This window comes from Poseidonibacter parvus (assembly GCF_001956695.1).
In the GTDB taxonomy this organism is placed as follows: Bacteria; Campylobacterota; Campylobacteria; order Campylobacterales; family Arcobacteraceae; genus Poseidonibacter; species Poseidonibacter parvus.
Genome location: NZ_CP019070.1, coordinates 1369678 through 1395562, shown reverse-complemented (window position 1 = coordinate 1395562; position 25885 = coordinate 1369678). Strand labels below are relative to the sequence as shown.

Annotated in this window: 23 protein-coding genes; 15 read left to right on the top strand and 8 right to left on the bottom strand. The window is 26.6% G+C overall.

Annotation, left to right across the window (positions count from 1 at the left end):
* The first annotated feature begins 20 nt into the window (after positions 1 to 20).
* The 3 genes from LPB137_RS06960 to LPB137_RS06950 all read left to right on the top strand — a co-directional run bounded on the left by LPB137_RS06960 (position 21) and on the right by LPB137_RS06950 (position 5665).
* Entirely contained in the window at positions 21 to 3392 is a 3372-nt protein-coding gene (locus LPB137_RS06960; protein ID WP_076086219.1) for a transporter substrate-binding domain-containing protein, read from the top strand.
* Between the two features lie 73 nt (positions 3393 to 3465).
* On the top strand, positions 3466 to 4683 hold the full coding sequence (gene trpB, locus LPB137_RS06955; protein WP_076086216.1) for a tryptophan synthase subunit beta: 1218 nt from the start codon (positions 3466 to 3468) through the stop codon (positions 4681 to 4683).
* An 88-nt stretch (positions 4684 to 4771) separates the two neighbouring features.
* Positions 4772 to 5665 (top strand): formate dehydrogenase subunit gamma, encoded by an 894-nt coding sequence (locus LPB137_RS06950; protein WP_076086213.1) that lies wholly within the window; start codon positions 4772 to 4774, stop codon positions 5663 to 5665.
* A 15-nt stretch (positions 5666 to 5680) separates the two neighbouring features.
* Here LPB137_RS06950 and LPB137_RS06945 read toward each other — a convergent pair whose 3' ends face one another.
* Together LPB137_RS06945 and LPB137_RS06940 are read right to left on the bottom strand one after the other, a co-directional pair.
* Positions 5681 to 6349 (bottom strand): hypothetical protein, encoded by a 669-nt coding sequence (locus LPB137_RS06945; RefSeq protein ID WP_076086210.1) that lies wholly within the window; start codon positions 6347 to 6349, stop codon positions 5681 to 5683.
* A gap of 23 nt (positions 6350 to 6372) precedes the next feature.
* A complete protein-coding gene (locus tag LPB137_RS06940; protein WP_076086207.1) occupies positions 6373 to 7191 on the bottom strand; it encodes a ferritin-like domain-containing protein in 819 nt (272 codons plus the stop codon).
* Positions 7192 to 7244: 53 nt separating this feature from the next.
* Between LPB137_RS06940 and LPB137_RS06935 the strand changes: the two genes are divergently transcribed.
* The 3 genes from LPB137_RS06935 to LPB137_RS06925 are packed head-to-tail and all read left to right on the top strand — an operon-like array spanning position 7245 to position 9738.
* Positions 7245 to 7838: an MBL fold metallo-hydrolase gene (locus tag LPB137_RS06935; RefSeq protein ID WP_076086204.1), complete on the top strand. Its 594-nt coding sequence runs from the start codon at positions 7245 to 7247 to the stop codon at positions 7836 to 7838.
* A 10-nt stretch (positions 7839 to 7848) separates the two neighbouring features.
* Complete coding sequence (locus LPB137_RS06930; RefSeq protein ID WP_076086201.1) at positions 7849 to 8754, top strand: GGDEF domain-containing protein; 906 nt, start codon at positions 7849 to 7851, stop codon at positions 8752 to 8754.
* Positions 8755 to 9738, top strand: a complete 984-nt coding sequence (locus LPB137_RS06925; protein ID WP_228144700.1) for a GGDEF domain-containing protein — start codon at positions 8755 to 8757, stop codon at positions 9736 to 9738.
* A gap of 1 nt (position 9739) precedes the next feature.
* Here the strand turns inward: LPB137_RS06925 and cmoB are convergent, their stop codons facing one another.
* Positions 9740 to 10657 (bottom strand): tRNA 5-methoxyuridine(34)/uridine 5-oxyacetic acid(34) synthase CmoB, encoded by a 918-nt coding sequence (gene cmoB / locus LPB137_RS06920; protein WP_076086195.1) that lies wholly within the window; start codon positions 10655 to 10657, stop codon positions 9740 to 9742.
* A gap of 203 nt (positions 10658 to 10860) precedes the next feature.
* Here cmoB and ccsA point away from each other — a divergent pair, with 203 nt between their 5' ends.
* Together ccsA and LPB137_RS06910 are read left to right on the top strand one after the other, a co-directional pair.
* Positions 10861 to 13635, top strand: a complete 2775-nt coding sequence (gene ccsA, locus LPB137_RS06915) for a cytochrome c biogenesis protein CcsA (RefSeq protein WP_076086192.1) — start codon at positions 10861 to 10863, stop codon at positions 13633 to 13635.
* A gap of 57 nt (positions 13636 to 13692) precedes the next feature.
* Positions 13693 to 14982: a zinc-binding metallopeptidase family protein gene (locus LPB137_RS06910; RefSeq protein ID WP_076086189.1), complete on the top strand. Its 1290-nt coding sequence runs from the start codon at positions 13693 to 13695 to the stop codon at positions 14980 to 14982.
* 26 nt (positions 14983 to 15008) lie between these two features.
* Here LPB137_RS06910 and LPB137_RS06905 read toward each other — a convergent pair whose 3' ends face one another.
* From LPB137_RS06905 to LPB137_RS06895, 3 genes are read right to left on the bottom strand one after another with little or no spacing between them, the layout of a single operon-like run.
* The gene (locus LPB137_RS06905) at positions 15009 to 15824 is read right to left on the bottom strand and encodes a DUF1853 family protein (RefSeq protein WP_076086186.1); all 816 of its coding nucleotides are present in this window, start codon (positions 15822 to 15824) and stop codon (positions 15009 to 15011) included.
* 8 nt (positions 15825 to 15832) lie between these two features.
* Entirely contained in the window at positions 15833 to 16183 is a 351-nt protein-coding gene (locus tag LPB137_RS06900) for a hypothetical protein (protein WP_076086183.1), read from the bottom strand.
* Positions 16184 to 16186: 3 nt separating this feature from the next.
* Positions 16187 to 16534 carry a hypothetical protein gene (locus LPB137_RS06895; protein WP_076086181.1) on the bottom strand — a complete coding sequence of 116 codons (348 nt, stop codon included), beginning with the start codon at positions 16532 to 16534 and terminating at the stop codon, positions 16187 to 16189.
* A gap of 79 nt (positions 16535 to 16613) precedes the next feature.
* Here LPB137_RS06895 and LPB137_RS06890 point away from each other — a divergent pair, with 79 nt between their 5' ends.
* The 4 genes from LPB137_RS06890 to LPB137_RS06875 all read left to right on the top strand — a co-directional run bounded on the left by LPB137_RS06890 (position 16614) and on the right by LPB137_RS06875 (position 20628).
* Positions 16614 to 17306: a TIGR02453 family protein gene (locus tag LPB137_RS06890; RefSeq protein WP_076086178.1), complete on the top strand. Its 693-nt coding sequence runs from the start codon at positions 16614 to 16616 to the stop codon at positions 17304 to 17306.
* Between the two features lie 44 nt (positions 17307 to 17350).
* Complete coding sequence (locus tag LPB137_RS06885; RefSeq protein WP_083657159.1) at positions 17351 to 18052, top strand: class I SAM-dependent methyltransferase; 702 nt, start codon at positions 17351 to 17353, stop codon at positions 18050 to 18052.
* Between the two features lie 24 nt (positions 18053 to 18076).
* Positions 18077 to 20026 (top strand): NAD-dependent DNA ligase LigA, encoded by a 1950-nt coding sequence (gene ligA, locus LPB137_RS06880; protein WP_076086173.1) that lies wholly within the window; start codon positions 18077 to 18079, stop codon positions 20024 to 20026.
* Between the two features lie 125 nt (positions 20027 to 20151).
* Positions 20152 to 20628 carry an acyl-CoA thioesterase gene (locus LPB137_RS06875; protein ID WP_076086171.1) on the top strand — a complete coding sequence of 159 codons (477 nt, stop codon included), beginning with the start codon at positions 20152 to 20154 and terminating at the stop codon, positions 20626 to 20628.
* Between the two features lie 74 nt (positions 20629 to 20702).
* Here the strand turns inward: LPB137_RS06875 and LPB137_RS06870 are convergent, their stop codons facing one another.
* Positions 20703 to 22289 (bottom strand): ABC-F family ATP-binding cassette domain-containing protein, encoded by a 1587-nt coding sequence (locus LPB137_RS06870; RefSeq protein WP_076086169.1) that lies wholly within the window; start codon positions 22287 to 22289, stop codon positions 20703 to 20705.
* A 74-nt stretch (positions 22290 to 22363) separates the two neighbouring features.
* Positions 22364 to 23860, bottom strand: a complete 1497-nt coding sequence (locus LPB137_RS06865) for a hypothetical protein (RefSeq protein WP_076086167.1) — start codon at positions 23858 to 23860, stop codon at positions 22364 to 22366.
* Positions 23861 to 24050: 190 nt separating this feature from the next.
* On the opposite strand from LPB137_RS06865, the gene modA reads away from it, so the two are divergent.
* Genes modA through modB form a run of 3 tightly spaced genes read left to right on the top strand, consistent with a single transcriptional unit; the run spans position 24051 to position 25880 of the window.
* The gene (modA, locus tag LPB137_RS06860) at positions 24051 to 24806 is read left to right on the top strand and encodes a molybdate ABC transporter substrate-binding protein (protein WP_076086165.1); all 756 of its coding nucleotides are present in this window, start codon (positions 24051 to 24053) and stop codon (positions 24804 to 24806) included.
* Positions 24799 to 25194 carry a TOBE domain-containing protein gene (locus LPB137_RS06855; RefSeq protein ID WP_076086163.1) on the top strand — a complete coding sequence of 132 codons (396 nt, stop codon included), beginning with the start codon at positions 24799 to 24801 and terminating at the stop codon, positions 25192 to 25194. The genes modA and LPB137_RS06855 overlap by 8 nt, the downstream gene beginning before the upstream one ends.
* Positions 25194 to 25880, top strand: a complete 687-nt coding sequence (gene modB, locus LPB137_RS06850; protein ID WP_076086161.1) for a molybdate ABC transporter permease subunit — start codon at positions 25194 to 25196, stop codon at positions 25878 to 25880. Before LPB137_RS06855 ends, modB begins: the two co-directional genes overlap by 1 nt.
* Positions 25881 to 25885: the final 5 nt, after the last annotated feature.

Below are 25885 nucleotides of genomic sequence, written 5' to 3'. Positions count from 1 at the left end.
AATCATAAAAAAGGTTGTACATGTCTGTAATAAAATCTCTATTATTTTTTTTAATTTTTTTCTCAAATATATCTTATGCTAATTCAAATATAAATTTAACAGAAGAAGAAATACAATATATAAAAAACAATCCTACTATAAAAGTTGGAGCAGAAAAAAACTGGGCACCTTTTGATTTTGCAGAAGATGGTTTATACAAGGGTTTAGCTAGAGATTATCTAGATATAATTGAGAAAAAAACTTCATTAAAATTCGAATATGATATTGATTCATGGAATAACTTACTTAAAAAGATAAAACAAAATAAAATTCAATTACTTCCAATTTTAAAAAAAACTCAAAAAAGAGAAAAATATCTTTTATTCACACGTGATTATTTAACAATTAGAGCTTATGCTTATACACTTAAAGATGTAGAAATTAGTAGTACAAAAGATCTTGTAGGTAAAACAATAGCAATACCTAAAGGGTCTTCACATGAAGAATATATAGAAAAGAATCATCCAAAAGTAAAAGTTTTAACAGTAAAAAATGTTTTAGAAGCAATAGATGCTATAAATACAAAAAAAGCAGATTTTTTAATCTCGAATATTCCAATTATAAATTATCTGACAAATAAACAGAACTTATCTAAAATTTATCCAAAGTTTCATTTAAATGATATTGAAAATAAATTATCTATGGCTACAAATAAGCAGACAAATATTTTGGTTAATATTATTCAAAAAGCATTAGATTCAATAACTCAAAATGAAAAAAACACAATATCTTCTAAGTGGTTAGGAAATATAGAAAATAAAAAAGTTCTTACTTTTACTAAAGAAGAAATAAATTTTATAAAGAAAAATGAAAGACTAGTTATTGCAAACGAATTGGCTTATAAACCTTATGATTTCAATGAAGAAGGAGAGCCAAAAGGCTATATTATTGATTATATAAGATTACTCTTTTCTAAAATTGGAATAGAACCTATTTTTAAAGCAAAAGAGTGGTCTTTATTAGTTAATGATTTCAAAGAAAGAAAAATAGACATATTACCCATAATTACAAAAAATAAAAAAAGAGAAGAATATATAAGTTTTTCAAAACCTTATATTAATCAGAACATGTCAATAATTACAAAAAAGAGTAATAATTCTTTAATCAATATTGATGATTTAGATGGTAAAACTGTTGCTTTAGCAAAAAATTGGAATATGACAAAACTTGTAAAAAAACACCATCCAAAGATAAAGGTAATTGAATATAAAACTGTCTCAGAATTTTTAGATGCAGTTGCAAATAACTATGCAGATGCTACTATTTTAGATAAGCTATCAGCAAACTATTATATTAAATCAAAGTATATCCATAAACTTCATATCACAGGTACTGCTCATATTAAAAACTTTAATCCAATGTTGTCAATGGGAGTTCATAAAGATACAAAAATATTAAAAGATATTATTAATAAAGCAATGCTTTTAATAAGTGACGAAGAGCAAAAAAATCTTAATAATAAGTGGATCAATCATACAAAAAATATTAATTTCACTAAAAAAGAGCTTGACTTTATTAAAAACACTATTATAAATATCTCATTAGTTAAAACTTGGGCTCCTTTTGCATTTGAAAATAATGGAAAACCCTATGGATTAGGATATGATTTTTGGAGCCTTATCATAGATAAAGCAAATTTAAAAACTAAAAATCATTTTGATGATAAGTTTTCTTCATCATTAAAAAAAATAGAACTAAAAGAAAATGATGTTCTAGTAACAACATCAAAAACAAAAGATAGAGAAAAATTTGCTATTTTTTCTGATTCATATTTTAAAGCTCCAATAGGAATTGCAACGTTAAAAGATAAAGATTATATTCCTGATGCAAGTAAATTAATTGGTAAAAAAGTTGCAGTAGGTGAAAATTATACAGCACATAAACTAATAAAAGAAGCCTACCCTAGTATTAATCTAATACCAGTAAAAAACATAGGTGAAGCATTGGACTTATTATCAAAAGATGAAGTTTATGCTGTTGTAGATATAATGCCTGTTTTAATCCATAATATTAAATCTAAGGGCTTTAATAATATTAAAATCACAGGTGTAACAGGTATTGATTTTAATATGAATATCTTGATTAGAAATGATTATACTCTTCTTCAATCAATAATAAATAAAGTGCTTAAAAATATAACTCCCGAAGAAAAAGAACTTATTTATAATAAATGGTTGAATATCGAATATGAAAAAGTTTTTGATTATTCGTTATTTTGGAAAGTAGCTCTTATTTTTATAATTATTTTATTACTAATTTTATATAAAAACAATCAATTATTAAAATATCAAAAGAGACTAGAAAATACAACAAAGAACTTCGAAACAGTAATTGATTTAAGTTTAGCTGGTATATTAATTATCAAAGATTATCAAATAATTTATGCAAATAAAGAAACCTTAAATATTTTTAAATACGAAGAGTTAGTAAATAAAGATATTTCTATGCTTCTACAAGAAAAAGATATAGTTGAAATTATTAGACAAACAGAAGAAAAAGACAAAGAACATGAAGTTATTGGAATAACGAAAGATAGAACAAATGTGCCATTACTTGTAAATGCTAAAAAAATTGTTTATGATAATTTATCTTCATATATTATTTCTGTAGTAGATTTAACAGAAATAAAAAACAAAGAAAATTTAATCATACAACAATCAAAAATGGCAAGCTTAGGTGAAATGATTGCAAATATTGCACATCAATGGAGACAACCTTTAAGCTCAATTACAACAACAGCTTCAGGACTTAAAGTACAAAAAGAGTTTGGATTATTAACAGATAAAATATTTATTGATAGTGTTGATAGTATTACAAATACTACACAATTTTTATCACAAACCATTGATGATTTCCAAAATTATATGAGAAAAGATAAAATAAAACAAAACTTTACTATTGAAAATAGTATAAATACCGTGCTGTCAATCGTAAAAGGTTCTTTAAAAAACTATTTTATTAATATTGAAAAAGATATAGAAGAGATAGAGCTTTATTCTTATGAAAATGAATTAAATCAAGCTATTCTAAATATTATAAATAATTCAAAAGATGCTCTAAAAAATATAGAAGAAAATCAAAGAAACATTTATATAAATGTCTTAAAAAAAGACAATAAAGCATTAATTGAAATAATAGATACAGCAGGTGGAATAAAAGAAGATATTATAAAAAAAGTATTTGAACCCTACTTTACTACTAAACATAAATCTCAAGGCACGGGTCTTGGTTTATATATGACACATAAAATTATTACAGAGAGTTTAGAAGGACAAATAAGTATAAATAATATATCTTACAAAAACTACGAGAAATGTACAAAAGTTAATATTTTAATACCTATTAAATTATAACTATCACATCTATTATTTTCTTTACATAAAAAATAATGTAGAATACTTTCATAAATACTTGCTAAGGAAAAATATGAAATCTGAATATTTAGAAACAATGCCAGATAAAAATGGTTATTTTGGAAAGTTTGGAGGTTCTTTTATTCCTCCTATTCTTGAAAAACCATTTGAAGATATAAAAAATGCTTATGAACAACTAAAGAAATCTCCTGAATTTATTGATGAGTTAAAATATGTAAGAAAACACTATCAAGGTAGACCTACTCCTATTTCTTTTGCAAAGAATCTTACAAATTATTGTGGTGGTGCTAAGATATATTTAAAAAGAGAAGATTTAAATCACACTGGTGCACATAAATTAAATCATTGTATGGCAGAAGTAATACTTGCAAAACATCTTGGAAAGAAAAAAGTAATTGCTGAAACAGGAGCTGGTCAACATGGTGTTGCACTTGCTACTGCTGCTGCATATTTTGGATTAGAGTGTGAAATACATATGGGTGAAGTTGATATTGCTAAAGAGCATCCAAATGTAATTAGAATGAAAATATTAGGAGCTAAAATTATTCCTGCAACTCATGGATTAAAAACTCTTAAAGAAGCTGTTGATTCAGCATTTGAATCTTATGTTTCGCAAGTTGAAGATTCAATATATTGTATTGGATCAGTTGTAGGTCCTCATCCTTTCCCTATGATGGTTAGAGATTTCCAAAGTATTATTGGTATTGAATCAAAAGAACAATTTAAAGAGCATGAAAACAAAAACCCTGATAATGTAGTTGCATGTGTTGGTGGTGGTTCAAATGCAATGGGAATATTTGCAGGATTTATTGATGATACTGATGTAAATTTAATTGGTGTTGAACCTATGGGAAAAGGTGAAAAAATTGGAGAACATTCTGCAAGTTTAACTTATGGAGAAGAAGGTGTAATGCATGGCTTTAACTCTATAATGTTAAAAGATAAAGAAGGTGAACCAGCACCAGTTTATTCAATAGGTTCAGGAATCGATTATCCCTCTGTTGGTCCTGAACATGCATATCTTAATGAAAGTGGACGAACAAAAGTAGGATTATGTGATGACAAAGAAGCTATTGATGCATTTTATAAATTATCACAACTTGAAGGAATTATTCCCGCACTTGAATCTGCTCATGCTGTTGCTTATGCAATGAAGTTAGCAAAAACTTTACCTAGTGATAAAACTATATTAGTTAATTTATCAGGTCGAGGGGATAAAGATATTGATTTTATTGTAGAAAATCATCCTATACCAAATACAAAATTTTAGTAAAATATTTTTTACTTTTTTATAAAATGTCATACTAAAGTCATTCTCCAAGGATATAAATTTATATAATTTATTACAGGAGAACAAGATGTTAAAATCGTTGTTGATTTTTTTAGGGTTTAGTATAATTTCATTTGCTTCAACAACTGTAAGTGATGCAAATCAAGATCTTATTTATACAATGCTAGCTTATGGAAAAGAAGGTAGTGTTTATTTAGATGAGATTTTTGTTGCTTTACAGACAAAGATTTTTAAAAATGCATATTTAGGAATTATAGTAATTGTTCCATTAGTTTTTTTAGTGCATTATTTAATTATAGGACCAAAACAATTCTCACATGAAGGTAAGAAGTATTATTTTTTTACTTTATTTAATAGAATTGTTCATGGAATGGCAGCTGTGTCATTTATGTTATTAATTCCAACTGGTTTAATTATGATGTTTGGTACATATTTTGGTGGTGGAGCTTTTGTAATTGCCTGTAAAGACATTCATGCCGTTGTTACAATTTTATTTATAATAAGTGTTATTCCTATGTTTATAATGTGGTTTAAAAATATGCTTTTTACTGGTGATGACATAAAATGGTTAATGATAGTAGGTGGTTATTTATCAAAAATTAAAAAACCAGTACCTGCTGGAAAATTTAATGCTGGCCAAAAAATATGGTTTTGGGTATGTACAATTGGTGGTGTAGCTATGATTTACACAGGAGCAACACTTTATGTACAAGATCTAGATATACAAATATTACATACTTTAGGACTTACTCAAATTGAAGTTTTAAGATGGTCTATAATTGTACACAATGCTGTTGGTTTAGCTATAACTGCATTATTTTTTACTCATGTTTATATGTCAATGTTTGCAATTAAAGGTGCGTTACAAAGTATTATAAATGGATATAAAGAAAAAGAAGAAGTTGAGATTTTACATAGTTCATATTATAAAGAACTAGAAAAAGAAGAAAAAAAGAAATAGTTTTAATATCTTAAATTAAAACTGTTTTATAATATTTTTATTATATAAATCTATTTCTTCATATTTATAAATTAATTCTTGATATTTTAATGCATAGTCGTTATATAAAAAAGAATAATCATTGTCTTCATCATCTTTGTATTTACCATATTGGTCTTTAGATGTTGTTGATAATGCACTTACAAAATTAAATGAGTTAACTGTTGTTAATATTTCATCTAATCTATCTTGTGATATTACATCACTAGTTTTTTTATTGCCTGTGTCTAATTTATTTGAAATAGAACTGTGCAATAATTCTGCTAAAGATGAATCAGTATTAAAAAAACTATTTTTATCTTCATATCTATCATAAAGATAAGAATAACCAAGCTCAAATGGTTCACCCATAACTGTGTTAAAAAGTGCTTGTCCTAAGGTTTCATCTTCTGTAAATAATGTAGCTAACCTAAGGTTCTTAGCCATGTTTCGTGACTCTTCATCTTCAAATAATGTATCAATCTCTTCTAATGAAATACCTTTAATATTTGAATAAGTTAAAGAATTATCTCTTGTAATATCACTACTATTTTCTATTTTAGTTGAAGTCAAAGTATTCAAAAAATCATTTGAAGAATTTACATTATTATTTGATTCTGTAATTTCATTTTTTAACAATATCTCATTTATATTTGATGTAATCATTTAAAATCCTTTAGCTCTTAATATTATGCACAATCACTTTTTTTTGATAATATTTTTAATACATCACAAGAAAAACCTGCTTGTTTTCTTGCTTCAAAATTTAAATCCATTTTTCTTTTTGTAGAGCCAGGAAATACATCTTCAATGATTTCTAAATATGTAGAATCATATGGAAGGTTTTCTAAATCACAAGCATACTTATACCAAACATCCCCTTTTGTTACATGGTCGACTTCTTCTTCTAAAATTGTTCCTAAAACCTTTAATATTTTTCTATTAAAAGGATCATTATTTGATTTTAATTTTTCCATAATTTTTGGGTTTTGGTCTAAACCATTTGCTTCTAAATATCTAGGAACTGCAGCCATTCTTCTTAAAAAAGTTGGTGTATCTTGTAAGGCTTCAAATAAGTTTTTGTGTACAGGAAAATCACCATATTTTCCTCCAAGTTGTGCTAATAAATCTTCTAGCATTAAAAAATGTCTAATTTCATCACTAGCAACTTCTAACCAATCTTGATAATACTTTAATGGCATATTCTTAAATCTTAAAGCTGCATCAAGAGCTAAATCAATTGCTGAATATTCAATATGTAAAACGGTATGAATTAAATATTTTTTACCTTCATCTGTGTTAAAGTTTTTAATTTTTGGAAGACTAGTTGGTTTTACAATTTTTAAAAAAGGTTCATAAGATGGTACTTCTAAAACACAAGGTTCATAAGAATCATTAAAAGTAAAATCATTATCTAAAAACTTTTTATAAAACTTCTCAAATTTCTCTATTTTATTTTTTGGTTCACTTGTTAATAAAACTTCTTCTAGTGTAAAAAAATAATCCATACATAACCTCTTTCTTGATATAATTTAGTAATTTTAGCGAACTAAGGTTTAAAATGGATATAAAAGTACAGCCAATGGGTGATTATCAAACAAATTGTTATATTGCAACAATTGATGGAAAAGATTTAATAATTGATCCAGGTGTCGATGCATTAAGATGGATTAAAACCAAAGTTAAAAATCCAATAGCAATATTAAATACTCATGGGCATTTTGATCATGTATGGTCAAACACTGCTGTTAAAAAAGAGTATAATTTAAAAATATACACTCCTAAAGATGACAATATCATGTTACAAAAAGATCCGTATGGAATGGGTATGCCTCCTTCATGTGCAGATGTATTAATCAATCCTGATGAAGAGATTGAACTTGAAGGAATAAAAATAAAATTTCATCATTTCCCAGGACATACACCAGGATGCTCTGCTATTCAGATAAATGAGCATTTATTTACAGGAGATTTTATTTTTAAAGGAACTATTGGAAGATTTGATTTTCCTATGTCAGATGCATCAAAAATGAAACAAAGTATAAATAAAGTATTAAAATGGGAAGAGGACTTTCATATTTATCCAGGTCATGGAGATAAAACTACATTAAAAAGTGAAATCCATACATTAAGACAATGGGAACAAAGTATATAAAGGGATAAATTTGAATAAAACTTGTGAAGATATAATAAGAAAAAATGAAGAACTAAAACTTTTAAGTAATTTGGAAGATATATATTTATCAATATTTCACTATTTAAAAAAAGAATTTAAAATAAATCAATTAGAAATATTATTAAAAACAATTGATAAAACAGATACTCTATTTAAATCAAATGATAATATTTTCGATAAATTTCTAAATAATTTAAAATTTGTAGAAAATGAAAATACACAAGTACATTTTATAATATATTCAAAAATACAAGAAGAAAATGATTTTATTGTTGAAAATAAGCCTAAATTAAAACTTTCCTTAGAATTCTTTTCTTCATCTTTATATAATAAATATCTTGAAAAATCTATACATGAGTTATCAATTGTTGATCCAGTTACTGGTGCCTTTAATAGGTCTTACTTAGATGTATATGTTGATAATATACTTAGTATTTCAAATAGAGAGCAGAAAAAAGTTGGTTTCTTAAAAGTAGGAGTTGACAAATTTAAAGCTGTAATTGATGAGTTTGATTACACTATTGGCGATAAGGTTTTAATTAAATTAACAGATACATTAAAAGAAAGTGTAAGAATATCAGATATTGTAATTAAAATGTCAGAAGATGAGTTCTTAGTTATATTATTGAATGTAATTAATGAAAATAATGCTACAATAGTGTCAGAGAAATTAATTAATAACTTTTCAGATAAAAAAGTTTTAGTTGATGAAGATACAGAACAGACACTTAAAAAAACTATTTGTGTAGGAATGTCTATCTATCCTGATGATGCAATAAATGTCGATGATGCAATTAAAAAAGCAGACGTTGCTTTATATGAAGCAAGAAATATGGGAAGAAGTAAATACTACAAATATAGTGAAGAAAGTGTAAATACAATTGATTTTTTTTAGGTGGAAATTTTGAAAAATAAAATTTTAGAGTTAATTAAATCATCAGCAAATAATGAAAAAGATTTTGATGCTTTAAATAGTATATTTAATTTACATGAACAATTACAATACGCTACTAATATTAATCAAATGGCAGAAGATATATTTCTTTGGTTAAAAAAAGAGTTTAATATTGATAATGTAGTTTTTGCTTTATTTGATATAAATACAAATCAAAGAGAAGAGTTACTTGTAGAAGGTGAAGATTTTTATTTAGATGATGAACATTCATGTTTTTTCATCATTAATACACATACAAATTTAAATGCTACAGTATCTTTTAGTGTAGCTTCAAATGTACATTATCAAATAATGCAATCTAAATATGCAACTATAGAGGCTGCATTTTTTCAAATATCTCCAATTATTCAAAATGGAATTATAAAAAAGAACTTTATAGAATCATCATCTTTAGATTCTGTTACAAAAGTTTATAATAGAAACTACTTAATCGAAAATCTTACAAAACATCTTAATCTAAGTAAAAATAAAAAAGATGAAATTTATTTTCTTATGGTAGGTGTTGATCGTTTTAAAGCTGTAATTGATGAGTTTGATTATGATGCTGGGGATAGAGTTTTAATAGAATTAGCAAAAGTTATTCATTCTAATATTAATGAATTTGATATGGTAGCAAGACTTAATGCTGATGAATTTTTAGTAACAATTGTAAGTTCTTCTTCTGAATTTGAAGCTATTCAAATTGCTGAAAAGATTATAAAAGACTTTTCTGTGAAAAAAATAATAGTTAATGATGAAACTAATCAAACTTTATTGAAAACAACATGTATTGGTTTTGATACTTTACATATAAGTAAAGATGAAGAAATCACAAATGCTATTAAAAATGCAGATATTGCATTATATGAAGCAAAAAATCTTGGAAGAAGTCAATTATTTAAATTTGCAGACTTAAAAGAAGAAGATACAATAGATTTATTTTAATCTATTGTATCTTTTTAGCTTTCATATAAACTCTTTTGGGAGCTGGATAACCTTCAATTGTTTTAGAACTATCATTTGGGTCTAAAAAATCTTCTAAACTTTGATCAAAAGACCAAGGAGTTTTTCTTTGTTCTTCACTACTTGTAACTGTTGTAGCAATTACTTCAATATCTTCAAACCCTGCTCTACTTAACCAATTTGTTAAAGCAGGTATTGTTGGTATAAAATATATGTTTGGTATTTTTGAATATCTTTTATTTGGTGTTAAACAAATCTCTTCATCTCCATCAATCATAAAAGTATCTATTAAAATTTCACCTTTTGAGTTTAAACCGCGTGCAAGAGATTTTAAAGTTCCAACAGGATCTGCTCTATGATATAAAACACCTAGCATGAATATAAAATCAAATTTATGATTATAATACTCTAAATGCTCAACTCCAAGCATTTCATATTCAATATCTGATTTTACAAAATGGTTTACAAACTCAAATTGATGAAGTGTTAATGGAGCTGGGTCAAAACCAATAAGTTTTTTTGGTTTATCTTCAAGCATTCTAAACATATAATATCCATTATTACAACCAATATCTGCAACTACTTTATCTTTTAGATTAAAGAAAGGTCTTATTAAATTATATTTAATATTACTTTGCCACTCACTATCTATTTCTAATCCAAATAAGTTAAAAGGGCCTTTTCTCCAAGGTATTAATATTTTTGCAGTTTCTTCAAGTAGCTTAAACTCTTCATCACTTAAATCTTCACGTTTTCCTACACTAAACCAGTCACCATAATCAAGTTCTAAATTATCTTTATTAATCTTTTGTGCAATTTCTTGAATTTTTGTATGCCAAGGTTCAACATTTTTCCAAGTTCTACACTCGTTTTTCTTTTTTTGTAATGTAATTAAATCCATGGCGTAATTATAAGGCTTTTAATTAAAATGTTATCTTAAATCAATAAGAAATAAACCCATCTTTAGATATAATCTCATTTTTAACAGTTATAAGTAATATTTATTGAAAATATTTTGTAATTTAAATAAATACTAATAGTTTGTTAACGTTGAGTTAACTACTTGGGATTATAATTAAAACAATATACTAAAAAGGATTTTTATTGAAAATTTTAAATGTCTTATTTTCTTTTAAGACAACACTAATTTTACTTGCTATATTAGCAATTGGAGCTGGAGTAGCCACATTTATAGAGAATGATTTTGGTACATCTACAGCTAGGGTTCTAGTTTATAATAATATTTGGTACGAAACAGCTTTAGTTTTAACTACTGTTAATCTTGCAGGTATTATATACAAATTTAAAATGTGGAAAAATACTCCAAGATTTTTATTTCATAGTGCATTTGTAGTTATTTTAATAGGTGCAGGAGTTACTAGATATGTTGGATATGAAGGTGTTATGCAAATTAAAGAAGGTTCTACTGAAAATAGAATGATTTCTTTAGAACCATATTTACAAGTAACTATCAAAGAAGATGGGAAAACGTACTTTAAAGAGTATCAAATGGAATTTGCTACATTAATGAAATCTATTAATGAATTTTCTCACACAATTACTTATAATGACAAAAATGTAGTAGTTGACTATAAAAACTATATGTTAGCAACTAAAGGTACTGCAAAAATGGGAATGTTAACTGTTGATGTAACAGCTAATGGTGAAACAAAAGAGATTAAACTACCAGGAAGAAGAAGTCAAAAAGGTATGCAAAGAGATTTACAATTTGGTGATACTACAGTTTCCTTAGAATATGGTTCTAAAATACTTTATTTACCATTTGCAATTAAATTAAATGACTTTCAATTAGATAGATATCCAGGAAGTATGTCTCCATCATCTTATGCTTCTGAAGTTACTGTAATTCAAGAAGATAATACATCTTATGATTATAGAATTTTTATGAATAGAACTTTACATCAAGGTAACTTTTTATTCTTCCAAAGTTCATATTTCCCTGATGAAACAGGAACAGTATTATCTGTAAATAATGACCCAGGAAAATGGCCTACTTACTTTGGATACTTTTTATTAACTTTAGGTTTAGTACTTAATTTCTTTGATAAAAAATCTAGATTTGCAAAATTAACTAAATTTGTTGCTTCAAAAAACATTGCTTCTCTTACAGTTGCCTGTTTATTAGCATTTGCAACTACAAGTTCAAATGCTGCACAAACGGATGAAGAATTTAAAGTAAAAGCACAACAAACTGTTGAATACTTAAAAACGTTTAAAGAAAGTTCAGATGTAACAGCAAAGAAATTTGCAAGATTAGTTACACAAAGTTCATCAGGAAGAATGAAACCAATTTCATCTTTAAATAGAGAAATTGTTACAAAATTAAGTGGTAAAACTTCATTACTTGGAATGAATTCAGACCAAATTGTACTTGGTATGTTATCTCGTCCTGAAATTTGGAGAGATTTAAAAATCATAAAAATCAAAACTCCTAAATTAAAGAAGTTTATTGGTGTTGATGAATCAAGAAAATATATTGCTTTTTCTGAAGTTTTTAAAGATGGAGCATATTTACTTTCAAAAGAATCTGAAAAAGCTTCACTTACAAAACCAAATGAAAGAGGAACATACGAAAAAGATATTATTAAAGTAGATGAAAGATTAAATATTATGTACGCAGTATTTAATGCGAGTTTATTTAATATTTATCCTAAAGTAGTTCTAAAAGACGATAAAGAACATAACAACAAATGGTATACACCTATGGAAGCAATAGACGGTTTTGAAGGAAAGAACAAAACTGCAGTTGAACAAATGACAAGAGGGTTAATTAATACAATTATTCAAAATAATTGGGAAGAAGCAAATAACTATATTTCTTTATTAACAACTTACCAAGAAAAAGTTGGAGCTGAAGTTACTTTAAGTAAAGCAGAAATTGATAATGAAATTATGTTTAATGAACTTGATATTTTTCCAAAAGTTATGATTGCATATTTAATTTTAGGATTCTTTATATTAATAGCTGCATTTATTGTAGTATTTAATCCAAAAATCAAACCAAGAAAAACTACATTTGTTTTCTTTGTAATTTTATCTGCTATTTTTGCAGTTCATACATTTGGTATGGGATTTAGATGGATTATTTCAGGACATGCACCATGGTCTGATACTTATGAGACATTATTATATATTTCATGGTCAGCAATTTTCGCTGGTGTTATGTTCTTTAGACGACATTTATTAGCATTAAGTTCAGCTGTAATTGTTGCAGGTATTTTTATGTTTGTAGCACATTTAACTGGAATTGACCCACAAATTACAAACCTAGTACCTGTATTAAAATCATATTGGCTTACAATCCACGTATCAATTTTAACTGCATCTTATGGATTCTTTGCACTTGGAGCAGTTTTAGGATATATGACATTAATTATGTTTATATTTAGAAAAAACAAACCTCATGTTGATGATACAATTAAACATGTAAATGCAATTAATGAAATTGCATTAATTGTTGGACTTGCTGCAATTACAATAGGAAACTTTCTTGGTGGAATTTGGGCAAATGAATCATGGGGTAGATACTGGGGATGGGATCCTAAAGAGACTTGGGCTTATGTATCAATTGTAATGTATGCAATTGTTATTCACCTAAGATTTATAAAAGGTCTTGCAACTCCGTTTGTATTTGCAGTAGCCTCATTATTATCATTCTCAACAATTTTAATGACATACTTTGGAGTAAACTTCTATTTAGCTGGAATGCACTCATACGCAACAGGTGATCCTGTTCCAATTCCTACATGGGTTTACTATGTTTTAGGATTAATATTTGTAACTATTGCTTTTGCATATAAAAATAGAGATTTAAAACCACAAATATCTCAAGAAGAAAATATGAAAACTAATTCTTAGTTCTCATATCTCCTTTAATTTTTTTTGATATAATCTTAAAAAATTAAAGGATACTTTTTGAGTCAAATAATAGATATATTTAAAGAAATTACTTCAATTCCTAGATGTTCAGGAACACACTCACCTTTTATAAATTACATGAAAGAAATATCATCAAAAGCTAACTTCTTATGCTTAGTTGATAATCACAATAATATTTTAGTAAAAAAAGAAAACTCAAAAGCAAAATTAGCTTTCCAATCGCATTATGATATTGTTTGTTTAGATGACAACTGTATTCCACAAATTATTGAAAATGGTGATATCTTATCTGCAAAAGATTCAACTCTTGGAAGTGATAATGGAATTGGTTGTGCTTATATGATTAAGCTTATTTTAGATGGTGTAGATGGTGAATATCTTTTTACATCAGATGAAGAGATAGGTTTAATTGGTGCTAATAATTTAAACTTAGAATTAAAAGCTCCATATATGCTAAATCTTGATAGTGAAGAAGAAGGTGGCATTTGTATTGGATGTGCTGGAGGTGTTGATATTTTTGCAACAAACTCTAACAAAAAGATTATTCCAAATGATGAGAATCTTGAACTTTATGAAGTAAGTATTTCAAAACTACAAGGTGGACACTCAGGTGTTGATATAAATAAAAATATTCCAAATGCAATAAAATTAATAGCAAAAACAATAAAAGAAGCAAATGCAAAACTTTTAGATATAAACGGTGGTGAAAGAATAAACTCAATTCCTGTTAATGTAAAAGCAATAATAGCTTGTAAAACAAAACCTCTTGCTAGTCATGAAAATATGAAAATAGAAAAGATTGATACGCAAAGTGAACACTTAAATATTTTTGATGATAATATTATTGATTTTATATATGATTTCAAAAATGGGGTAAGGTCTTTAAATGATGAATTAGGTGTTGTTCAAAACTCAATAAACCTAGCAATTATTAAAACAAACCAAGATTGTATTAAACTAGAAATATCAGCTAGGTCTATGGCTAATGATGAATTAGCACAACTAAAAGATGAAACACTAGAAAAATTAAAAGAACATAATTTTGAAACTTCAACAGATGGAAAGTATCCAGCATGGAAACCTGATATAAATGAGTTTACAAATAAAGTACTAGAAATATACAAAGAAGTTAATCCTAATGCTTCACTTGAAGCAATTCATGCAGGACTAGAGTGTGCAATATTTAAAGATAAATATCCACATATAAAAGTAGCTTCAATAGGTCCTAGTATTGAATTTCCACATTCAAGAAAAGAAAGAGTTTCAAAACAATCAGTTGAAAATGTTTTTGCAGTTGTTCAAAAAATAGTAAAAGAGGTTTGCTAATATTTTAGCACTCTTCAAAGAGTTTTCTACCACCAAGTAATAAAGAATCGTTCAATTATAGTTTCATCATTTATTATTTGTTTTGACCAAATAAGTGGTGAAGCTTTCATATTCGCAAAAAATTCTATTTCTTCTTTAGCTTCTTCGTAACTTTTCCAAGTTTCATTAGTAGTTGGGTCGCTTAACCAGTCAAACCTATGAGGAACAAACAAAGACATTTGTTTAAATGAATCATCTTTAATAAACTCTTTAAAACTTAGATAATATCCATTTATACAGTCATTATTTATCAAAGGTAAGCTTTGTCCTTTTAAATGCCTTGGTAAAAAGATATTCCCTTTATACAATATCTTTTGTTCAATATTTTCTAAATCAACATCTTCAAGATAACTTTTTGTAGCTTCATTAAATAATAAAGGTAATTGTTTGTTTTTTAGTTTTTCTAGTTTTAAATATAAAGTATCACTTCTATTTGGTCCAACATATCTATGAATTTCTTCTTTTATATTGTCATCATAAACATAGAACTTATATTGCATTTCTATATGTTCGTATATATTTCTTTTTTTATTAAAAAGAATAAAATCTATTTCACCAAAAGTATGTTTATTTTGAATAATCTGTTTATTCTTTAAAATTCTTTCATAGTTTGGTGATTGTTCAATAATCGCATCAAAAAAGTGTTCTACTCTCTTTCCAAGAGGAAGTTGTTGAAGAATTTGAATATTATTGATATCAAAATTATCAAGGTCAATATCTTCTAACTCAAATAATTTAAATCCATAAAAATCATTTTCAAATAAAGATGGGGTATTGCAAAAACCTCTTAGCTGATTGTGCATAATATTAACTATTTTGATTTACAAGTAAAGTAAAACTGTATAGAACCTTTTGCTTTTCTAGGAACTAAGCCTAGTCCCATATCAGGTGTTAAAAGTAACATATATTCAGAATTTGAATATGATGACATAGATCCCCTACTCATTTTAAAATCAAAGACAATATTTTCTTTTGTAATTAATTGATTTTCTTTTATTGAAAAAATAAAAGGTTTTTTGACAGCTTCTTTTTCCTCTACATTAAACTGTTGACCTTGTTTAATATTATGTGTATTTAAACAAGTATATTCTTTATTTTTCTCAAAAGATTCATTTGCAAACATTGAACTTATGAATAATGTTGTAAGTAGTAATTTCTTCATTTATTAACCTCTATTATTTTTAATTTTATTTATTTCATTTGTATATTTATATACCATAAAATCAAACATCTTTGTATTTTGATTTTTTTGGAAGAAAAAGAACATTTCAACAAATCTAAATGACATTCTAAAAAATCCTGCGAAAGGAATTGCGTATGTTAAAAAAGTTGAGTATGTTCTATATGGATAATAGTTATCAAGCTCTTCTTTTAATTCTTTTAAAACAAGACTTTCTTCTTGTAAAGTGTCTCTATCTTGTGATGAAATAACTTTAATTGCTAAAAAAAAGTTTAAAACAAACATTAAAGCATTTAAATTCCATCCAATTATACATATATCTAAGTAGCTCATTAATTCTCCAATTTTTATTAGGATGATTATATCAAATTGTTTTTGATATAATTTTAAAAAATTAACAAAATGGGAAAGTATGACTTTTAATGGATTTAAAAAAGAAGCAATAGAGTTTTTAATAGACCTTGAAATGAACAATACAAAAGTTTGGTTTGAAAACAATAGACATATTTGGGAAGAGAATATTTTAAAACCAAATGTAGCTTTTGTAGAAGAAATGGGCGAAACTTTAGAAATGCTAGTTCCTATGATTAATGCAAAGCCTAAAGTATCTGGTTCTTTATTTAAAATATATAGAGATACTAGATTTTCAAAAGACAAAACTCCTATGAAGGATAAAATTGGAATAATCTTTTGGCAAGGAGGTGCGCATAGAATGCAAAGTGCAAGTTATTATATTTTTTATAATATTGAACAATATTATATAGCAACTGGTATTAGAACTTTTAAGCCACCTTTACTTAAAGCCTATAGAAAATATATTCAAAACAAAACAAATGCAAGAAATTTACATAAAATTTTAGAAGATATAAAACAAAAAGGCTATAAGTTACCAGATCCTAAATACAAAAGACTTCCTCAAGGCTTTAAAGAAGAAGATGAGTACTCATATCTTTCAAAATATAATGCAATGTTTGGATTTGTTACATATGATATTGATGATGTGTTTTTTACTGAAGAAATTGTAGATAAAACTTTTAAAGTTTATCAAGATATGGATAATCTTCGAGAATGGTTATATGAGCTTACTTTAACAGTTGAAGATTAGGAACATCTTTGTATAATAAACTTTTAAAACACTTAAGGTAAATAATGAAATTAATTGAAGAGAATATCACACAAACACTAGATGAAATTTATTTAATAGAAACACTAAACTTAGATAATAAAACAATTTTAGAACTAGGTTGTGGAAATGCATCTATGACAAAACAACTTGCAACTAATGGTTCTAATAGAAAAATAATAGCTTGTGAAGTTGATGAATTACAACATAAAAAAAACTTAAACTTGAATATAGAAAATATAGAGTTTAAATTAAACTCTGCACAAGACATAAAGCTTGAAGATGAATGTATTGATATGATTTTTATGTTTAAATCTTTTCATCATATTCCATACGATTTAATGAAAAAAGCATTAAGTGAAATCGAAAGAGTTTTAAAACCAAATGGCTTAGTTTATATTTCTGAACCACTTTTTATGGGTGAACAAAATGAACTAATCGCAATGTTTCATGATGAGCAACAAGTAAGAATTGATGCTTTTGAACATATTAAAGAAGCTGTTGAGTCTGAACAGTTTAAACTATTTAGAGAAATCTTTTTTCAAACAGAAATAGTTTATGAAAACTTTGAAGACTTTAAAAACAAGCAAATGAACCAAACGTATAATGATCATACTATTACAAAACAACTAGAAGAAGAGATTGAAAATAAATTTAATAGCTTTAATGATGGAGAACAAACATCATTTATGAAACCTTTTAGAGTTGATATTCTACAAAAAATATAAAATAAATATTAGATAAGAGAAAAAATGACAAATAATGAATACATAACAAAAATAGAAAAACTGATATCTTGGGCACATGCTTATTATGTTGAAGATAATCCATTAGCAAGTGATGAAGAGTATGATTTACTAAGTAGAGAATGTCTAGCTTACGAGCAAGACAACCCTGCTCTATCACATCCAAACTCACCAAATAAAAGAGTTGGTGGTTTTGTTATGGAAGGTTTTAATAAAGCCTCACACCTAAGCAGAATGTGGTCACAAGAAGATGTTTTTAATACAAAAGAGCTAGAAGATTGGATTAATAGAGCAAAAAAAGTAAATACCAATCTTGAATTTTATTGTGAACCAAAATTTGATGGTGCATCTTTAAATCTTATTTATGAAAATGGCTTATTAAAACAAGCTATCACTAGAGGAGATGGAACTGTTGGTGAAGATATTACAAATAATGTAAAAACAATTCACTCTATTCCACTTCAAATAAAAGAGAAATCACTTCTTGAAATTAGAGGTGAAATTGTAATCAAAAAAGCAGACTTTGAAAAAATTAATCAAGATAGATTAAAAAACAATGAAGCACTTTTTGCAAACCCAAGAAATGCAGCAGCAGGAAGTTTAAGACAGCTAGACCCTAGTATTACAGCTAAAAGAAAACTATTTTTTAATGTTTGGGGAATTGGTGAAAACTCATTAGAGTTTAGAAAGAATTCAGAGATGATGGAATATATTTACTCACTTGGTTTTGCTCATCCTCCAATGACCACTCATACTAAAACCGTCGAAGGTATTGAAAAACTTTATCATGAAATAATTGCTGCAAGAAATGACATCGAAATGATGCTAGATGGAATGGTAATTAAAATTGATGACTTAGAAACACAAGAAGAATTAGGACATACAGTAAAATTCCCAAGATACTCTTGTGCTTATAAATTTCCAGCAGTTGAAAAAACTACAAAAATTGTAAATATTATTCAACAAGTTGGACGAACAGGTGTTATAACTCCAGTTGCAGTAGTTGAACCTACACTAATTGATGGTTCAACAGTTGAGCGAGCATCTTTACATAACTATGATGAAATTGCAAGACTTGATTTAAGAATAAATGATGAAGTAATTATTATCAAAAGTGGTGATATTATTCCAAAGATTACAAAAGTTTTTAAAGATAGACGAGATGGAACACAAGAAGAGATAAAAAGACCAGATAGTTGTCCACAATGTTCAAGTGAACTACTTGATGAAGGAACATTAATTAAGTGTCAAAATCTTGATTGTCCAAGCATTGTTGCAAACTCTATTATATATTTTGCAAGTAAAAACTGTATGAATATAGATGGATTAGGAATTAAAATAGTTGAGCAATTAGTGCGAGAAAAAAAGATATATGATATTTTAGATTTATACTCTTTAGACTATGAAAAACTACAAGATTTAGAAGGTTTTAAAGAAAAGAAAATAAACAATCTTTTAAATTCAATTGAAAATACAAAAGGTACAACACTTCATAGAGTTATAAATGCTTTAGGAATTGAACATATTGGTGAAGTAGCCTCAAAACAAATCTGCTTAGAATTTGGATTAAATGTTGTAAATATTGATTTAGATTCACTTGTAGCACTTGATGGAATTGGCGAGCAAATGGCTAATTCTTTTACTGAGTTTATGAGAGTAAATAATGAATTAGTTTTAAAACTACTTGATATTATTAAGCCTTTTGTAGAAGAAAAAATCGAAGTTGAAGAAAATAGTTTCAAGGATAAAACTGTTGTATTAACAGGAACAATGAGTGTTAGTAGAGGAGTAATCAAAAAACAACTCGAAGCCCTTGGAGCAAAGGTAGGTTCTTCTGTATCTAAAAAGACTGATTATTTAGTATATGGTGAAGATGCTGGAAGTAAATATGATAAAGCAGTTGATTTAAAAGTAACTACTCTTACAGAAGAAGAAATGAACGCAATGATTAAATAAATGTGTTACTTTTTTTCTATAGTTCTATAAAGAATCAAAAAAATATTGAGAATTGCTATCTTTTTGATACGCTTTTACTTTATAATAGATAAAATTTTAAATAATGATAATAATAAGGCTATTAAATGAGTGAAGATATAAAAAGAGAAAAATCATTAACAATGACTATGTTAATGACTCCTGATAAAGCAAACTTTTCTGGGAAAAACGTGCATGGTGGTGAAATATTAAAAATGCTTGACCATGTTGCATATGCTTGTGCGGCAAGATATACAGGAATGTATGCAGTTACATTATCAGTTGACATGGTACTTTTTGAAAATCCAATTAAAATTGGTTCATTAGTTACATTTCATGCATCTGTAAACTATACAGGAAGAACATCAATGGAAATAGGTATCAAAGTAATTTCTGAAGATATCAAAGATCATACAATCAAAAATACTAATGTATGTTACTTTACTATGATTGCAGTTGATGAAGCTGGAAAACCAACACCAGTTCCAAAATTAAATCTTGTTACAGAAGACGATAAAAGAAGATATGAAGATGCTATTAGAAGAAAAGAATCAAGAATGTCATCTAGAAATTTAAATAAATAGTTAAATTTTATTTAGATAATAAAAAAGGGGAATGAATAAATTCATTCCCCTTTTTTTATGTTTAGTAAAATATATTAAGCTTTTTGCTCAATATATTCTTCATAACTTCCTTTAAAATCAATAATTGATCCATCAGCTTGAATTTCAATAATTCTATTTGCATATACATCTAATAATTCCCTATCATGAGATACACAAACAACAGAACCTGGATATGCAAGTAATCCTTCACCTAAAGCAATAATTGCTTCTAAGTCAAGGTGATTTGTTGGCTCATCTAAAATCATAAAGTTTGGTTGCTCTAACATAATTTTTGAAAGCATCATTCTATGTTTTTCACCACCAGAACAAGATTTAACAGATTTTTCTTGTTCAGTTCCGTTAAATAACATTCTTCCTAAACAGTTTCTAATTTCTGCTAAATCAGCATCTCTATCAAAATCTCTTAACCAATCGTAAAGAGTTACATCACCTTTGATTAAATCTGTTGCATTTTGAGGAAAGTATCCATTTTGAATAGTAGCTCCCCAATGAACAACACCTTCATCAGGTTTAATATTTTCAACCATAATTTCACACATAGTTGTTTTACCAATACCATTTGGTCCAATTAATGCTATTTTATCGTCTTTTTCAACTGTAAAAGAAACATTGTTTAGTACAACCTCTCCATCAAAAGACTTAGAAATATTTTTAAGACTTAATAGCTCTTTACCAACTTCTCTTTTTTGTCTAAAGATAATAGATGGATCACGTCTAGAAGAAACTTGAATAGCACCTACGTCTAATTTATCTAATTGTTTTTGTCTAGATGTTGCTTGTTTTGCTTTTGAAGCATTTGCACTAAATCTTGCAATAAACTTTTCTAACTCATCTTTTTCTTTTAGTTTTTTATTTACATCTGTTTCATTTTGTTTTGCAATTAATGTAGAGGCAATATACCAATCATCATATGTTCCAGTAAATTCTCTGATTTGTTTGTAATCAACATCTAAAATATTTGTACAAACTGCATTTAAAAAGTGTCTATCATGAGAAATAACTACCATAGTACCATCATGGTGTTGTAATTGATTTTCTAACCAACCAATAGTAGCGATATCAAGGTTATTTGTAGGCTCATCTAAGAATAAGACATCAGGTTTTGGATATAAAACTTGTGCAAGTAAAACTTTAAATTTATCTCCACCAGTAATTGATGACATTAAATCATTTTGTTGAGCAGCAGGGAAACCTAAATCTTCAAGGATTTTAGTAATCTTTACATCATACTCATAAGTTGGGTCTTCTTCACAACATACAATTTCTAACTCACCTAATTTATCACCAATTTCATCAGTGTATTCTTCAAGATAAAGTTTTTCTTTTTCTTTAATTGCATCGTAAAGTCTTTTGTTCCCTAAAAGAACTGTATCAAAAATTGAATACTCTTCATATGCAAATTGATTTTGTCCTAAAGTTCCAACTTTTTTACCATTTTGAACTTGTACTTCACCTTCAGTTGCATCTTCTATTCCTGAAAGAATTTTTAAGAATGTTGTTTTACCAGCACCATTAGCACCAATTAAACCATATCTTTTCCCAGTATCTAATTTTACATTTATGTCTTGAAATAAAACTCTTGAACCAAAAGCTTTTTTTAGATTTACAGTTTGAACCATATTATATTATTCTCCGTATTGATATTCTTTTTCTAGTTATATCGCGATTATATCTAAAAAAAATTATTCTAAAATTAAAGCTCACTTTCAAATGCAAGTGTCATTAAGTCTTCTTGTGTTAATTCTTTATTTTCTTTCTTAACAGGAGGATTTTTGATTTTTAATACTTTATCTTTCAATTCATTTAAATTATATTTTGATAAATTCTGAATTAATATATCATTAATCTTCTCTTTTGTTAAAGTTCCATCTTTAATCATTCCACTGATAAGTTCATTTAAATTATTTTTCGTATTTTCATATTTTTTTTCTTCATCAGTTAAGGAAATATAAGCTTTATCTAAATAAGCCATAACAGCTGAACCTGGATATTTGTAAGTTGGTACAGATTTATAAATATACTTATGACACTTAACGTCTTTTAGTTTAATTCCAGTAAATACAGCACCATGAACAGTCTTCAGACCTTCTAAGTCTTTTATAGGATTGTGAGAACATACAAAATCTTCTTTAACAATTGATGGTGAATATTTTAAAGATGCAATATTATTTCTTAAGACAATAAAACTACCACCTACTTCTTTAGGAGAACCTTTTAAAGATGATATTTCATTTTTGAAACAATGAAAATTTCCAGTAACTTTAGTAGGAGAACCCTCTAATGAAATCAACTCATTATCACTTATATCAAAATCACCATCTACAATATTAAATTTAAGAGGAAGTTTCAATAAATTAGATAATCTATCTGCTAATTTTACATCTCCATTTACATCCACAGAATTATCTTTTAAAATATGGAAGTTACTAATTCCATGTTTTCTTAACCATCTGTTAATATCATCAATATTTGAAAGTTCTACAAGAGGTTTATAAATATGATCAACAACTTCACTACCTTTATATCTCCAAATATTTTGCTCTTCATCATGAGAACTTGTAACATGATTTAATCTTATATCTGTAACTAAATCCCAGCCAATTTCATCTGCAATATTCTCTAAATCTGTTAGCTTATTTCCATTACAAATATAATCATGTCCAACAGTTATTGGTCCACCTGTTAGTTCTTCTAAAAAGTTATTGGAACAGTCGAAATGAGTTTCAACATATCGTGAACCACCTTTTAATGAACCAATTTTATTATTTGAACATTTGAAGTAACCTTTAACCGTTCTGGGGCTTCCTTTGATTGATAAAAGCTCATTTTCATTACAATCAAAAAAACCATTTACTTCTTTTGGACAATAAGATAAAGATGTTAATTTATTATTAGAACAATCAAAATCACCAACTTTATAGGGTGCACCTAAAAGAGATTTCAATTTATTATTAGAACAATTAAAATCTTTTAATACACTTTCAGGAGAACCTTCTAATGACTCTAAAGAGTTATTACTTATATCAAAATAACCATCTACTGTTTTGAATTTAATCGGTAATTTTTTATCTTGTAGTTTTCCATTTAAATTTACATTCCCAAAAACGCTTACATATAAATCATCACTTATAATGTAATTAGTTATAGAAAACTTTTTTAACCAATCTTCTATATCTGGAACACTTTTCATATCTTACCTTTACTATACTTTTACATATTATTTATATTATTCTATCATCTTCTTTCTTATAGTTTTTTAATTATTTTATAGAATGCTGTAATTCACTTGATTTTAAGTAAGCACTAGATAATATTTATAAAATATAAGATTAAATTTATGTCTATAAAATATACTTACTTACACTATTAAAGGTAATTAAATGCTATACAAAATACTTTTTGTTAATATTTTATTAGTATTAAATATTAACGCTAATTCAATTACAATCGCAGTTGCAGCTAATGTTTCTTATGCAATTAATGACTTAATCAAAGAGTTTAATACAACTTTTCCTAGTACAAAAGTTAATGTAGTTTTAGGAAGTAGTGGTAAATTAACAGCTCAAATAACACATGGTGCACCTTATGATTTATTTATGTCTGCAAATATGAAATATCCACAAAATTTGTATAATAATTCCAAGGCAATTTCTATACCAAAAGTTTATGCAAAAGGTTCATTAGCTTTATTTAGTAGTAGAAAATTAGATTTGAAAAAAGATTTAAATGAACTCTTAAAAGATAAGAAGATCAAACAAATAGCTATAGCAAACCCTAAAACAGCACCTTATGGAATTGCAAGTTTTGAAGCTTTAAAAAATGCAAAAGTTTTTAATGATGTAAAATCAAAATTTGTTTATGGAGAATCAATTTCTCAAACAATTTCTTATGCTGTAAGTGCTACTGATATTGGAATAATCGCTAAATCATCACTGTTTTCAGACAAAATGAAGCAGTATAAAGAAAATCTTAACTGGAAAGAACTTGATAGTAATTTATATACGCCTATAGAACAAGGTATTGTTTTACTTAAACATGCGAAAAACAATAAAGAAGCTCTTTCTTTTTATAATTTCATTTTAGATAAAAAGGCACAAAGTATTTTTAAGCAATATGGATATTTAATCAATGAATAAACTTGAAGTTACTGTAAGTAAAATTGACACTCTAGAAAATCTAAATATAGTTCAATTTGATTTTAGTGGAATCAACTTATCAATGATGAGTTTAGGATTATCAAATATTAATGTAGGAAATAAAGTTATTTTAAGCGTAAATGCTTCACATATTGCGATTGCAAAAGATTTTGAAGGTGAAATAAGCTTATCAAATAAACTTCCTTGTATAATTGAAAGGCTTGATAAAGGTGAACTTTTAAGCTCTTTAAGATTAAATATTGAAGATACAATTATAACAAGTATAATAACTACAAATTCTGTAAATAGAATGAATTTAAAAGAAAAAGACAAGGTATTAGCCCTAATAAAAGCAAGTGAGTTATCAATACAAAAGGTTATATCGTAATGAACTACCTTAATAATTTGGAATTTGAACCCTTTATTTTATCTTTTAAATTGGCACTTGTAACAACTATAATATTATTTATAATAGCATTACCACTAGCTTGGTATTTATCACAAACAAAATCAAAAGCTAAGCCTTTTATTGAAGCAATTACCGCTCTTCCAATTGTATTGCCTCCTTCAGTGTTAGGTTTTTATATACTTTATGTCTTGTCTCTAAACTCACCTATTGGAAGTTTCTTTGATGAATATTTTGGGATTAAACTAGTTTTTAATTTTACAGGTTTAGTTGTTGCTTCTTGTTTTTATAGTTTACCTTTTATGGTTCAACCAATGCAAAGTGGTTTTGAAAGTTTAAATAAAAATATGCTTGAAGCTAGTTATATAAGTGGTAAGAGCAAGTTTACAACACTTTTAAAAGTAGCCCTTCCAAATATTAAACCTGCACTTTTAACTGCAATAATCATAACTTTTGCTCATACAGTTGGAGAGTTTGGAGTTGTTTTAATGGTTGGAGGAAGTATTCCTGAAGAAACAAAAGTTGCATCTGTTGCTATATATGAATATGTAGAGATTTTAGATTATGCAAATGCTCATATTTATAGTGCTATTATGCTAATAATGAGTTTTGTAGTTTTATTTGCAGTATATGTTTTCAATGCAAAACAGAAAAAAACATTTATATAGGAAAG